The sequence below is a fragment of the Leptospiraceae bacterium genome (assembly GCA_015075105.1).
Lineage (GTDB): Bacteria > Spirochaetota > Leptospiria > Leptospirales > Leptospiraceae > JABWCC01.
Window position 1 is genome coordinate 1,777,076 of record JABTUZ010000001.1, and the last position, 13,626, is coordinate 1,790,701.

Consider the following 13,626-nt stretch of genomic DNA (forward strand, 5'->3'; position numbering starts at 1 on the left):
CTATGCTTTCAATTTCTTGGATTTTTCGACTGCTTCTTCTATTGTACCAACCATGTAAAATGCCTGCTCCGGCAATTGGTCGTATTTTCCACTGATCAACTCTTTGAAAGAGCGAACTGTATCCGTAAGTTTTACGTATTTTCCTGGAGTTCCTGTAAATGCCTCTGCCACAAAGAATGGTTGCGATAGAAATTTTTCGATTTTTCTTGCTCTGGCTACTAAAATTTTATCGTCTTCAGACAATTCATCCATACCCAAAATTGCGATAATATCTTGTAAGTCTTTATATCTTTGTAGAATTCTTTGAACTTCACGAGCTACAGAATAATGCTCTTCCCCTAAAACTTCCGGGTTTAGAACTCTGGAAGTAGAATCTAAAGGATCAACTGCGGGATAAATCCCTTTTTCAGAAATTGCACGAGACAATACAGTAGTAGCGTCCAAGTGAGTGAAAGCTGTAGCCGGCGCAGGGTCTGTCAAATCATCTGCAGGTACATAAATTGCCTGAACTGAAGTAATAGATCCTCTTTGAGTAGAAGTAATCCTTTCTTGCAAAGCGCCCATTTCAGTTGAAAGTGTAGGTTGGTACCCCACAGCAGAGGGCATACGCCCAAGTAAAGCCGAAACTTCAGATCCTGCTTGGGAAAATCGAAAAATATTATCAATGAACAACAAAATATCTGTTCCAGCACTATCTCTGAAATGCTCTGCCATAGTTAATGCAGAAAGAGCTACCCGAAGTCTTGCTCCTGGTGGCTCGTTCATCTGCCCATATACAAGTACAGTCTTATCAATCACTCCAGATTCTTTCATTTCTCTCCAAAGATCGTTTCCTTCACGGGTTCTTTCTCCAACCCCTGCAAATACAGAAAATCCACCGTGTTGTTTTGCAATGTTGTTGATTAACTCTTGAATGAGTACTGTTTTACCTACACCCGCACCTCCAAATAGCCCGGTCTTGCCACCCTTAATATAAGGTGCAAGAAGGTCTATCACCTTAATCCCTGTTTCAAAAATCTCAGTTTTAGGTTGAAGGTTTTCGTACAAAGGAGGATTGGAATGAATAGATTTTCTTTCTTTTACCTGAACTGTAGGACCCTCATCTACAGGCTCACCCAATACATTAAAAATTCGACCCAAAGTCGCCTCACCTACAGGAACACTGATTGGATTTCCTGTGTCAGAAACATTTTGACCTCTGATCATTCCGTCTGTAGAAGAAAGTGCAATCGCTCTAACAGTTCTATCCCCAAGATGCTGTTGTACTTCTGCTACGATTTTTTCCTTTTTTCCTTCTCTGGTAATTTCTATTTCAAGTGCATTAAAAATTTCCGGAAGATGACCACTTTCAAAAGTTACATCTAAAACCGATCCGATAATTTGTTTAATTTTTCCGTTTTTCATTTTTCATCCTCTAAATATATACAATTTCTTTCTAATTCAAAGAGTCTGCACCTGCAACAATCTCTGAAATTTCCTGAGTAATTTTTGCCTGTCTTACCCTGTTGTAAGTTCTGGTTAATACCTTTATCATATCGTTGGCTGCATCAGTTGCTGATTTCATCGCTATTCTACGAGCAATTTGCTCCGAGCAAACAGCTTCGAGTATAGCTTTCAAAAAAGCCGTTCTAACTACCTGAGGCAAAAGAGATTCTAAAATTCTTTCTGGATTCGGCTCATAAATCGTCGAGCCTTTTGCAGATTTTTTCAGATTCTCTGTTTTCTTTGGCTCTATTGGAAGAATTTTTTGTATTTCTGAATTTTGAATTGAAGAAGATTGATAAACTGTAGATATAATTTCTACGCTATCTACTTCTCCTAACGCAAAACTTTGCAAGAATAGATTCGCAAAATGCTCTGCTTCCCTATATCCCGATGTATCGTCTATATTTGTATAGGTTTCTTTCATTGTTTCCTTTTGGTATTTAAAGAAAGATATTCCTTTTTTTCCTACTACATACAAATCGTATTGGGTTTCAGACTTTTTTAATTCTGCAAGTCTTGATTTTGCCATTTTAAGAACATTAGAATTGTAACCCCCGCAAAGACCTCTGTTTGCAGTGATTACGAGTATTCCGACTTTTTTAATTTGATCAGGTTTTCGTAAATAAGGACTATTCAAATTAGAGGAAAGATCAGATAAAGATCCCATTAACTCTTTCAATTTTTCAGAATAGGGTTTAGAGGCATTCACCCTGTCACTCGTTTTTTTTGACTTGGCTGTAGCCACCATCTCCATGGTACGGGTAATCTTCTTAGTATTTTTTACTGAGTTGATTCTTTTCTTTATTTCTCTTTGAGATGCCAAAACGAACCCTACTTGTTTGTTCTTAAAAAATCAGTTGCAATATTTTTAATTGTACCGGTAAGAGCTGACTCATCTTTAATGAATTTTTCTTCACGAATTCCTTTTAAAAATTCGGAGTGGTGATCGCGAATAGAATTTAACAAAAATACTTCAAAACTTCTGACCTTAGAAACAGGTATTGTATCCATAAGACCTTTTGTAACCGCAAAAATTACGACTACTTGCTCTTCTACAGGCATTGGGTGAGCCTGAGGTTGTTTTAAAATTTCTACAATTCTGTAACCTCTGTCTAATTGTGCCTGTGTGGCTGCATCCAATTCTGTTCCGAGTTGAGCAAAAGCCTCTAATTCACGAAATTGAGCCAAATCCAATTTTAAAGTTCCAGCTACTTTTTTCATAGCTTTGATCTGTGCAGAGCTACCTACACGGGATACGGAAATCCCGACATCCACTGCAGGGCGAACACCCGATGCAAAAAGATTGGCTTGGAGATAAATTTGTCCGTCAGTAATAGAAATCACATTTGTAGGAATATAGGCTGATACCTCACCTTCTTGTGTTTCAACAATGGGTAGAGCTGTCAGAGAGCCACCACCGTATTTTTGATCCAATTTGGCTGCTCTTTCCAATAAACGAGAGTGAAGGTAAAATACGTCTCCAGGATACGCTTCTCTTCCGGGAGGACGACGAAGGAGCAAACTCATTTGTCTATACGCTACAGCTTGCTTGGTTAAATCGTCATACACGATTAAACATGCCTTGCCTTCTTCATACATAAAATATTCTGCCATAGTACAACCAGAATATGGCGCAATGTATTGCATTGGTGCCGGGTCTGATGCAGTCGCGCATACTACAATAGTATAATCCATAGCACCTGATTCTTTTAATTTTTGAACTGTAGAAGAGACAGTAGATGCCTTCTGCCCTATAGCAACATAAACACAGATTACACCTGTATTTTTCTGGTTTATAATTGTGTCTAATGCAATTGATGTTTTTCCAGTTCCACGATCCCCGATGATCAATTCTCTCTGACCCCTTCCAATTGGAATCATGGAGTCGATTCCTTTGATACCGGTTTGAAGTGGCTCGTTTACAGGGTATCTTTTAGAAATACCGGGTGCAAGTATCTCAACAGGTCTTGATTTTTTAGAAGCGATAGGCCCTTTTCCATCAATTGCCTCACCGAGTGAGTTTACAACTCTTCCAAGCATCTCTGGACCGACAGGTACTTCAAAAATCTTTCCTGTCCTTTTTACGGTAAATCCTTCTTCGATGTGTTTATACTCACCAAGTATTACCACACCTACAGAATTTTCTTCTAAGTTAAAAGCCTGTCCTCTTACCCCATTCTCAAACTCGATTAGCTCCCCAGCCATCACATTTTTGAGACCAAACACCCTTGCGATACCGTCTCCTACTTCCAAAACAGTACCTACTTCTTCCACAGCCATTTCGGCTTTGTAAGCTAAAATTTCTTTTTTTAGAATCGAAGAAATTTCTTCGGTTTTAATTTTCATATAACGCACTCCATGATTGTGTCTTGTTTTCGAGTAGTCTTCGCTTTATATTCCCAAGACGGGTTTTAAAAGACGAATCAATAATATTGTCTTTAAATCGGATGACCATTCCTCCAATTAGCTCTGGAGAAACAGAGTGCTCCAATATGCACTCACCCTTGTATCTGTCAACAAGGGCAGCTTCTATATTTTTCAAATCTTTTTCTTCGAGGGCTTGGGCCGATGTTATAAACGCACGAATCCTTCCCTTCAAATCATCGTGTCCCAATAGAAATTGATTTGATATTTCTTTAATATATATAATTCTATCACGTTTTAAAAGTAACTTTAAAAAAGAAAGAGTATCCCCACTGATCATACCTGAAAAAGATTTCTCAATCACTTTTTCCTTTTCGCTCTTAGATATTTTTGGAGAAGCCAAAAAATCCCAGATCATTGAATCACTGTATATTGCTTCGGACACACCCAATAGCTCTTTTTCGACTGATTCAACTGCTTTAGACTCCACAGCTACTTCGAGCATTGCATTTGCGTATATCTTTGAAATCTGAACCTGTATCGAATCCATTATGCTTTTGCGTTTTTCAATTTCCCGATTTCTGCGGAAATAAAGGATGAATAGTCTTCACTTTTCAACTTCTTTTCCAAAATCTGTCCTGCAACAAGAACCGACAACTCCACAACCTGCTCTTCTAATTCACGAATTGCCTTTACCTTAGATAACTCAATATCCTTAGTAGTTTGCTCTTTGATGCTCTTTGCTTCTGCATGCGCTTCTTCAAGAATTTTATTCTTTGTGGAAATCGCATCTTTTTTCGCCTCTTCTACAATAGACAAAGCCTCATCTCTGGACTTATGAATCTTTTCTTCGTAGGATTTATACAACTCTTCAGCCTGGGTCTTTAGTTCACTCGCCTTATCCAGATCACCGTGAATCTTCTCAGCTCTTGCATCTAACGCCCCAAGAATCGGTTTCCAAGCAAATTTTTTCAGGATTAGAACAACAAGAAGAAAGGTCACCACAGTCCAGATAACCAGACCGGGGTTTACTTCTAATAAGTTCAATCCGCCTGCGGCTAAATTAATCAATTTAGTTTGTCCTTATTTTACTTGAGGAGCAACAGCTTGAGGCTTTTGATTCTCTACCGACTTTGGAAGCTCTTTATTCAGCACTCCCCCTGCCTGAAACGCAATCACCAATGCAAAAAGTGTAGCACCTTCAATAAGGGCTGCAGCAATAATCATTGCAGTCTGAATCGGACCCGCAGCTTCCGGTTGTCTGCTCATACCTTCTACAGCCGATCCACCAATTCTTCCAATACCGATACTTGCTCCAATAATAGCAAGACCTGCTCCTAAACCAACTCCTATGTAACCTAAACCAAAATCCATAAATTTCTCCTATTCCAAATATTAACTATTTTAAATTAGTGCCTGTGCATCGACGCTCCAACAAAAAGTGCCGTCAAAAGTGTAAAAATAAAAGCCTGAAGAAAGGCTACAAAAATTTCCAAAACATAGATAGCCCCTGCACCGATTACTGAAATCGGAACTATATAATAAGATTTAAATTCAAATATAAAACCAAGTAAAGCCAATATAATAACGTGTCCCGCTGTCATATTTGCCAAAAGACGAACCGTAAGAGCAAAAGCTTTAGCCAAAGGAGAAACGATAAACTCCAATGGCCACATCAATGGAAACAAAGCCAACGGAACTCCATTTGGAACTGAGTGAACTATGAATTTAATACCTTGGTAAGAGAATCCAGTGGCATAGATCAAAATAAGTGTCACAATAGATAAGGTCATAGTCACACTAACATCACCCGTAACAGTGATCCCGTTCCATATTTTAGCAGGGAAAGCTGCTTCATGAATTCCGGGAAGAGACTCTGGGTGAGGCATAAACAAAGATACAACTTCTCCAATAGGAGGAATAATCCCAAAAAGGTTAGAAAATAAAACAAAGAAAAATAAACTCAAAAGATAATGGTAATATGCGTGTCCGTGACCGTGCATGTTCTGATCGGCTACGTCTTTTTTTACAAACCCTACAAAAACTTCTACAAAAGAGGCAAATTTAGACTGAACTCGGAAAGGATTTCTACTTATGATTCTTCCTGCCGGAATAAATACTGCAAAAAGAGCCAAGGCAACCAACCACATCATCGCAACTCGCTTTGTAATATGAAGATCTAAACCACCTTTAAAATGGTATCTCTTTGAAGCGTCTTTATCGTAAAAAATTCCATGATTTTCTGGATCAAAATCAGGAGTACCTTCATAGACCCTTTCTCCCCCGATATTCAGAGGAAATTCAGCGTGGTCGGCCAAGTGATGAACTAATATCTCAGCTAAATCAAATTCTTCGGCACCACCTGATTTCCCTGAATCTGATGCATTAAGTGCGAAAGTTGAAAAAAGAGCGAGTAGTAGTATAATTCCAGATTTTTTAATCATTTTTACTTATATTTTTCCGGGTGATTCCAAAAAAGGTCATAATAACCAAATTTGAAATATACGCAACAAATGCAATAAAAAAACCAATCAAAAGAAAATTCGACTCTTCCAAAAAAAAGAAAATAGAAATAATACAAAAGTCCACAAAAAAAGATAGATACGATAAAATAGTTTGTTTGTAGAATTTTTGCTTAGTATTTGCCCGAGCAATAAAAATTCGAAACAAAACAATCACAGATTGGGCAAAAAAACCAACAAAAAATCCGACTACAATTCTATGAAAGCCAAGATTTCCCTGAAAAAACATTAACCCGATAAAGCCAATTAGAGACCAAAGCCCAAAAAATTTAGGTAGAGATAATTTCCCAAAATCCATTATTCACTCTTTTTGAGTTCTTTTTACTAAATAATATAACCCAAACCCGAAACCTAAAGCCGAGAACAACAATATGCCTACCGGAGAAATTGAAAACTTTTCGTCTATATAATTTCCAGAAAACACAAAAATTCCTATAATAAACGCAAACTCCACCCCGAGGCTGGACAAATCCCATAAATTCAATTCTTTTTTTTGGGGAGGTTTATCTATCATTTAAGTCAATAAGTCCAATAAAGTCAATACTTGCAATTTTTTTTACAAACTTACTATCCAATACTATCTTTCGCAGTCGTACAGTTTATTACAAAACTACCCATCCCTAATCCGGTCAACTCTATTCGACCTTTTGAAAAACTAATCTATTTTCAGTAAGTGTCAATTCAAAATACAATCAGACTGCAATCCAACCACAATAGAATCAACTCCACCATCCTTAAAAATAATCGAGGCTTCCATAGAAATAATTTTTTATTGACAAATACTCTAAAAAAGAAGATAATTAGACATTTATATTACAACTAAACTTGAATTTTACACATTTTTAGTTCGATATTGTATATATATTTACATGGAAACACTTAAACATCGCACATTCTTAAGTTTTGGGAAATCAGCCCATAAACTCTATTTTGAAAATATCTTAGATGAATTTTCAAACAAAAAAAATTCTTTTTCAGATCATGTTTCCAATTGGAGAAATAAAAAGATAAGACAAGTCCTTATAATACACGAAAAGGGGAAAGCCAATTCTTCTCTTATTGAGATTCAAAACAACTGCTCTGTCGCCGGTTTAAAAGTTATCAATTTTTTTTTAGAAGACATAAAATTTCAAGATTACTCAAAAACTTTAGAAGCAATAGAAAAAATCATATCTATCGCAAAAAATGAAAGTCTCGCACTACTTTTTTCTAACTCGGATAAAGAAGCAGTTTATCTATTTGCCGCAGGGTTGATTTTGTATATTCGGAAAGATATTTCACCAGAACAGGCAATAAAATATGTCTCAGGAAAAGAGGTTGTCCAAAATGCAGACTCTATACTATTTGGATTTGAAAAACATATTAATAAAAATTATAAAATTCCAGAACATATATCACAATTTTTAAAAGTTGAAAAAGACACCACGGACAGTAAGTTAACTTCAAAACAGCAGGAAGAGCCAGTGAAAAAAGAAAATACTCCGAATACACAAATAACAAAGCCTAAAGAAAATTCAAAAAGTGTAATCTCCAACAAAGATATTTTTCAAGCATCCAGATGGACAATTCAATTAAAGCTCATGTCTATTATCTCTGGAATTATTGTTTTTTCTATGTCAGGGATCATTATCTTGGCTACCTACTTTTTTAAAAATGACAACGAGGTCAGAGTTAAAGAAAATAATATCAAGCTGACAGAAGTAATCAGTATGAAAGTAAAAACTGACTTTACAGCACTTGCAGAAAAAGCAAATCTAATAGCGACCACAATCCGCCAAGAATTCAAGTCCAATGAACAAAAATCCTTGTTTACAGATTTATTTTTCAAGAACGATAAGGATTTGATTTCTCTCGGAATTTACAAAAAAGGTGGGAGCGGTTTAGAGCCTTCTCAAGTTGTAGTGAACACAGAATTTTTAAACGAAAACCAACTTAGTGAAAGTGATTTGAAAAAATTAGTCAACTTGCACGGAAGTAAATTTCTGAAATCTTTCAATGGTGGAGCTGTGGTGCATAACGCAAGCCCTGGTTTTAAAATTCCAATTCTCGGAATCAGTCTTCCATTGCCTTCTGACTCGAATGAGCCAATGATTATAGTGATGTTTATTCGATTGGAAAAACTTTTGACCGCTTTCCAAGCCTCAGGGATTACAGAAACATTTATGGTGAACGACGAGGGAACTATCGTCGCGCACCCCGACAGTAAAATCGTAATGTCAGGCTCTAACTTAATTGAGAATCCGATTGTAAAAGCAATGATGACAAGCACTCTCGACAACGGACAAACCAGATTCAAGGATAAAGATGGAGTCTATAATCTTGGCTCATTCAAGAAGTTAGGAATCGCGGGAGCAGGAATTGTTTCTACTGTGTCTGAAGATAAAGCATTTGAGGCTGTTTATAATATTCAAAAAAGAAATATCTATATCATGGCTATAGCGGTCTGCTTCGCAATTCTAATTGTATATTTTTTTGCAAGGTCAATGACTACACCAATTCAGAAACTACTCGGTGCTACAAAACAAATTGAATCCGGTGATTTTCAGGTCACGATCCACCCTGCATCAGGAGATGAAATTGGAATACTCACCAATTCATTCATAGACATGGGTAAGGGCTTAGAAGAAAAAGAAAAAGTAAAGAGTATCCTTGGAGGTATGATTGATCCTACTGTGGTGAAAGAAGCTATGGTCGATCTCGCAGCTCTAAAAAGAGGATCAGAAAAAGAAATTACTGCGTTCTTTTCGGATGTTGCAGGGTTTTCAACCATCAGTGAGCAGCTAACCTCTGTCGAACTCGCAGCCCTTCTAAATGAATATCTAGGAGCCATGACTATAATTTTAAAATCTCACGAAGGTGTTTTGGACAAGTACATCGGTGATGCAATAGTTGCCATATTCAATGCTCCTGTGGACGTAGAAAACCATTGCCTTGCAGCAGCCAGAGCCTCCTTAGAAATGATCCAAAAATTGGACTCTCAAAGAAAGTATTGGGTCGAAAAGAATTTGTATTGCAAAGACGCTCAAGAAATGGACGTAAGAATAGGTCTAAACACCGGGCTTGCAAAAGTCGGGTTCATGGGTACAGAAAAATTAGCTTCTTATACAATGATGGGGGACACGGTAAACCTTGCCGCAAGACTTGAAGCCGCAGGAAAAGACTATGGTGTCAATATTCTAATCAGCGAAACAGTAAACGAGAGAGTTAGAGAAGAAATGTTTACAAGAGAATTAGACCTTGTTCGTGTAAAAGGAAAAAATGAACCTGTAAGACTATACGAGTTAATTGCAAAAAGATCAGAAATCGAAAACAAAATTGCAGAGTCTGCTTTGTTGTACGAAGAAGGACTAAACCATTATTTAAAACAAGAGTGGGACAAGGCAATAGAAAAATTATTAAAAGCCGAAAAAGTAAAAGGCAAAAAAGATAAAGCCGCACACCAGCTGATTGACAGGTGCGAGGATTACAAGAAAAACCCACCCGGAAATGACTGGGATGGAGTATTTACAAGAACACATAAATAATTTGGAGTAGAAATTGACAGCTTTTTTAAACAATCCAAAATATGTTTCCGGTTTTCTTCTTGGAAATATCTTGATTTTCTCTGTACTTTTGTATCTGAACATGACTAAAAAAGCAAAGTCTTCCGGTGGAGAAACTGTAGCCACCATTACCTACAAAAACAAAACTATCCAGAGAAAATATGACTCACAGGTTATATGGGATGAAATCGAAAAAGACGGCCCTCTGACCAATAGAGATACTATCAAATCTGGTGAAGGCTCGGATGCAGTCATCACCTTAAAAGACGGGACTCAAATCCAACTTGCAGAAAACAGTATGATACTCCTCGATTTTTCAGGGAAGGACATTAATATCAATTTCGCTTACGGATCGGTTCAAGCAAAGCGTTCCGATGGTGGAGAAAAAACTTCTCTAAATATCAAGTCAGGAGATCAAACTGTGAAGCTGAATGAATCCTCTGATGTAAAGTTTGCAAAAGGACAAGACAATACTTCTTTGAGTATGGTCGTGGATAAGGGTCAAGCTACAGTCAACATTGGCGGAAAAGATCAAGTTATCGGAAAGGATCAAAAAGCCGAGCTTGGGAAAGACAAAATTGAAATTCGTCCAGTTACTCTAAAGCCTCTAAACCCACCCGATCAGAAATTTTTTGTATCTATGAAAAAAACTGAGTCTATAAATTTTAACTGGGAAAAAGTAGAACAAAACCCTGAAGTTGTTTTAGAAGTAAGTACGAGTCCTGCATTTACCAATTTAAACGCTAAGCGAAACACAAGATCAACCGGACAAGAATTAAACTTACAAGCCGGAACTTATTACTGGAGAATTTCTACAAGAAATCCAAAAACAAAAAATTTTGACTATAGCGAGACAAGAAGACTTGCGATTATTTCTGATTCCCCTGTTCAATTATTCTCCCCTGCGAACGGCAGCAAATCTATTTACGTTACCTCTATGCCGATCATCAATTTCTCTTGGAGCAAAAGCTCCTTGGCTTCCGGGTATAAGTTAGAAATTTCACCAAGTAAAGACTTCTCTTCCAATGTAAAATCGTACGACTCGGTTTCCAATAGCATTTCATTGGAGTCCATGTCGCCCGGGGCAAATTACTGGAGAATTACAACAAAGCCCTCTCTACCCGATATATCTCCCCAACATAGCCCTGTACAAGTATTTTACTTGGAAAACAGAAAAGTCTTAGACCCGCCTATTCCTATGGGTCCTGAAAATTATCAAAAAATCAGTCAGGCTTTTTTTGCAAAAGGGAAAGCTCTATTTCTATGGCAAGACAACCCCGAGTTCAAGAGGTTTAAAATACAAATCTCTACTGATCCCGATTTTAAAAACATAGCCTATAGCGATACTTCTTCTCAGAACTTTGTTACAGTAACAAAATCCTTAGGGCAAGGTAATTACTTTTGGAGAATCAAGGGAATCAGCTCCGATGGAAAAGAAACAGAATTTTCTTCTTTGAGAACTTTCTCCGTAACCGAAAATGAAAAATTAGAATTGTTAAATCCAAACGACAGAGCCGAATTTGATTTTTCTGAAGGGATAGAAGGAATCCAATTCTCATGGAAAAGAGCAGACCAAGCAGGAAGTTTTCTTGTAGAAATTTCCAATTCAAAAGAATTTCATAAAATTTTAGATTCCAGAACTACAATGGGGTATTCTCTATTCTACAACTTCAACAAATCAGGCGAATACTATTGGAGAGTCAAACTTGTCGAAGACAAAACAGACCTACTAATCAGTGCTCCGCGTAATATAAAAATTTTAGAAAAAATTTCTGATCCTGTGCCGATTTCTCCTAAAAATCATGATATTATAGATATGGCACATAAAGATTCGATTACATTTTCTTGGGAAAAAATGGATCGAGCAAAATCTTATACCATAGAGGTTTTTCAAACCTCACAAAATGGTAAGAGAATAATTCTCACAGACGACACAAACTCTACCAACTACACTCTCAGAAATCTTTCCAAATTAGATGAAGGAAAATTTAGCTGGACGCTGAATGCGAATTCCATTGACAAAGGTCAGAAGAAAAGAATAGGAAATCCAGTTTCAAGTGATTTCACTATCACCTTAACCAATAAAATTAAAGAAATTAAACCTTCGGACATCGAAATACTTTCTCCAAAAACTCAATATGTGGATCAGAATGAAAAATCAAATAAATAGATTGCCCTACTTTTTTCTTCGTTTAATTCTAGTTATTTTTATTTTTTGGACAAATATACTTAGATCCGAAACAGAAAAACAATTCTTAGAATGGAAGCCGATAGAAGGAGCTTACGCTTACAAGGTAGAGGTAAGAGACCAATCAAAGAAAATTATTATCGAAAAAATAATTAAGACAAACAAGATAGATATATCCCTAAGTACAGGAAATTACGAGCATAGAATCGGAGTTCTGAATAAATTTTCAAAAGTAATCGGCTACTCCAACTGGAACCCAATCAGTGTAGTAGTTGCAATTGCACCATTTATCGAAACAAAAAAGAAGATCCTATCCAAAAAAGGTGATGAAGAGTTTGAATTTTCCATAGGTGGGAAATATTTTTTTGAAGAAACAAAGGTGAAACTTGCAAGTGACCTTGAAACAATTCAGGTTAATAAAACAGAAGTATCTTCTGACGGAAAAAATTTAAAAATTTTCGTAAACTTAAAAAATTCTAAACCGGGTGCCTACGATCTTATATTAGAAAATCCCAAAAATAAAATCTCTAAAAAAACAAAGTTTTTTTTAGTTCAATCTGGAGAGAAACTAACCAAAGAAGAAGAAAAGCTACTTGCACAAGAGTCCAAAGTTGAAGAAACCGATCCATCCAAAGCTACTGTAAATTATAAAAAATCTTTCTGGGGTGCAATGTGGAGGTCTGCCATACTACCTGGCTGGGGGCTTATATATGGAGGGGAAGAAACCAAAGGGTACGCATATATGGGCCTTTTTGCAGCGTCTATACTGAATGTGTATGTAAAAAGAAAAGAAGCAGTCAGACAAGGGAGATTGTACACAGATAAGCAATACGAGGACTATGCAGGTCAAATTTTTCCCAGTATTGCAACAAACTATCCATGGCCGGTTGGACTCACTCTTCACAATTATCATCAATCCCAATACTCCCAATATAAAAATAGATACAATGAGTCTTTAAGAATTGCAGGTGGGTTGTATCTACTCCAATTTATTCACTCACTGTATTCAGCAAGAAATTACGACAAAAGAATGTGGAGCGTACTATGGAGGGCAGCATTTCTGCCCGGTTGGGGACAATTAGAAGCTGGAAATAAAAAAACAGGGTATTCGTATTTAACTCTATTTACCTTTTCAGTTGTAAATTTTTTAGTGCAAACAGAAAAACTGCAAATAGAAAAATCTTCCTACAACAACAACCTAACTACGAGTTTTGGAGTGGGATTGCTCGCAAACCAATACAGTCTTTCCTATCTAATGGAAAAAAAGTTTCAATCCCATCTCCACAGGGCAGAAAGAATTTACCACCAATCTATAAATATTGTTGCAGCCATTTATGGAATCCAACTACTGCATTCTTTTTTTACCGGGAACGCGTATGAAAATACAACACTATCCGAATACACCCCCGGTAAAATTATATCAGCCGGACTTGTGTTTTCAGCAGTTCCTTCTTTTCAGACAAATAAATTTCTACCCAATGAATCTAAGTTAGATTACAATGTAATGATGCTTTTTACATTCTAA

The 13,626-nt window shown here is 36.8% G+C and carries 12 protein-coding genes; 3 read left to right on the forward strand and 9 right to left on the reverse strand.

Annotation, left to right across the window (positions count from 1 at the left end; genetic code table 11):
* The 9 genes from atpD to HS129_08815 are packed head-to-tail and all read right to left on the reverse strand — an operon-like array spanning window position 1 to window position 6,885.
* Complete coding sequence (atpD, locus tag HS129_08775; protein MBE7412136.1) at window positions 1-1,404, reverse strand: F0F1 ATP synthase subunit beta; 1,404 nt, start codon at window positions 1,402-1,404, stop codon at window positions 1-3.
* A gap of 31 nt (window positions 1,405-1,435) precedes the next feature.
* Window positions 1,436-2,308: an ATP synthase F1 subunit gamma gene (atpG, locus tag HS129_08780; protein ID MBE7412137.1), complete on the reverse strand. Its 873-nt coding sequence runs from the start codon at window positions 2,306-2,308 to the stop codon at window positions 1,436-1,438.
* An 8-nt stretch (window positions 2,309-2,316) separates the two neighbouring features.
* Window positions 2,317-3,831: a F0F1 ATP synthase subunit alpha gene (locus tag HS129_08785; GenBank protein ID MBE7412138.1), complete on the reverse strand. Its 1,515-nt coding sequence runs from the start codon at window positions 3,829-3,831 to the stop codon at window positions 2,317-2,319.
* Complete coding sequence (gene atpH / locus HS129_08790) at window positions 3,821-4,399, reverse strand: ATP synthase F1 subunit delta (GenBank protein MBE7412139.1); 579 nt, start codon at window positions 4,397-4,399, stop codon at window positions 3,821-3,823. Before atpH ends, HS129_08785 begins: the two co-directional genes overlap by 11 nt.
* On the reverse strand, window positions 4,399-4,920 hold the full coding sequence (locus HS129_08795) for a F0F1 ATP synthase subunit B (GenBank protein ID MBE7412140.1): 522 nt from the start codon (window positions 4,918-4,920) through the stop codon (window positions 4,399-4,401). The genes atpH and HS129_08795 overlap by 1 nt, the downstream gene beginning before the upstream one ends.
* Window positions 4,921-4,932: 12 nt before the next feature.
* Window positions 4,933-5,223, reverse strand: a complete 291-nt coding sequence (gene atpE, locus HS129_08800) for an ATP synthase F0 subunit C (GenBank protein ID MBE7412141.1) — start codon at window positions 5,221-5,223, stop codon at window positions 4,933-4,935.
* 35 nt (window positions 5,224-5,258) lie between these two features.
* Window positions 5,259-6,293, reverse strand: a complete 1,035-nt coding sequence (atpB, locus tag HS129_08805) for a F0F1 ATP synthase subunit A (protein MBE7412142.1) — start codon at window positions 6,291-6,293, stop codon at window positions 5,259-5,261.
* Window positions 6,286-6,669, reverse strand: a complete 384-nt coding sequence (locus tag HS129_08810) for a hypothetical protein (protein MBE7412143.1) — start codon at window positions 6,667-6,669, stop codon at window positions 6,286-6,288. Before HS129_08810 ends, atpB begins: the two co-directional genes overlap by 8 nt.
* Window positions 6,670-6,672: 3 nt before the next feature.
* On the reverse strand, window positions 6,673-6,885 hold the full coding sequence (locus HS129_08815) for an AtpZ/AtpI family protein (GenBank protein ID MBE7412144.1): 213 nt from the start codon (window positions 6,883-6,885) through the stop codon (window positions 6,673-6,675).
* A gap of 355 nt (window positions 6,886-7,240) precedes the next feature.
* Here HS129_08815 and HS129_08820 point away from each other — a divergent pair, with 355 nt between their 5' ends.
* From HS129_08820 to HS129_08830, 3 genes are read left to right on the forward strand one after another with little or no spacing between them, the layout of a single operon-like run.
* Window positions 7,241-9,895: a HAMP domain-containing protein gene (locus tag HS129_08820; GenBank protein ID MBE7412145.1), complete on the forward strand. Its 2,655-nt coding sequence runs from the start codon at window positions 7,241-7,243 to the stop codon at window positions 9,893-9,895.
* A 13-nt stretch (window positions 9,896-9,908) separates the two neighbouring features.
* Window positions 9,909-12,083, forward strand: coding sequence for a FecR domain-containing protein (locus HS129_08825; protein ID MBE7412146.1), 2,175 nt, complete (start codon window positions 9,909-9,911; stop codon window positions 12,081-12,083).
* Window positions 12,064-13,626 carry a hypothetical protein gene (locus HS129_08830; GenBank protein MBE7412147.1) on the forward strand — a complete coding sequence of 521 codons (1,563 nt, stop codon included), beginning with the start codon at window positions 12,064-12,066 and terminating at the stop codon, window positions 13,624-13,626. Before HS129_08825 ends, HS129_08830 begins: the two co-directional genes overlap by 20 nt.

Coding starts and splice junctions, on each gene's coding strand:
- HS129_08785 (MBE7412138.1), bottom strand. CDS start 3,831: ATGAAAATTAAAACCGAAGAAATTTCTTCGATTCTAAAAAAAGAAATT.
- HS129_08820 (MBE7412145.1), top strand. CDS start 7,241: ATGGAAACACTTAAACATCGCACATTCTTAAGTTTTGGGAAATCAGCC.
- atpB (MBE7412142.1), bottom strand. CDS start 6,293: ATGATTAAAAAATCTGGAATTATACTACTACTCGCTCTTTTTTCAACT.
- HS129_08810 (MBE7412143.1), bottom strand. CDS start 6,669: ATGGATTTTGGGAAATTATCTCTACCTAAATTTTTTGGGCTTTGGTCT.
- HS129_08830 (MBE7412147.1), top strand. CDS start 12,064: ATGAAAAATCAAATAAATAGATTGCCCTACTTTTTTCTTCGTTTAATT.
- atpE (MBE7412141.1), bottom strand. CDS start 5,223: ATGGATTTTGGTTTAGGTTACATAGGAGTTGGTTTAGGAGCAGGTCTT.
- atpD (MBE7412136.1), bottom strand. CDS start 1,404: ATGAAAAACGGAAAAATTAAACAAATTATCGGATCGGTTTTAGATGTA.
- HS129_08815 (MBE7412144.1), bottom strand. CDS start 6,885: ATGATAGATAAACCTCCCCAAAAAAAAGAATTGAATTTATGGGATTTG.
- atpH (MBE7412139.1), bottom strand. CDS start 4,399: ATGGATTCGATACAGGTTCAGATTTCAAAGATATACGCAAATGCAATG.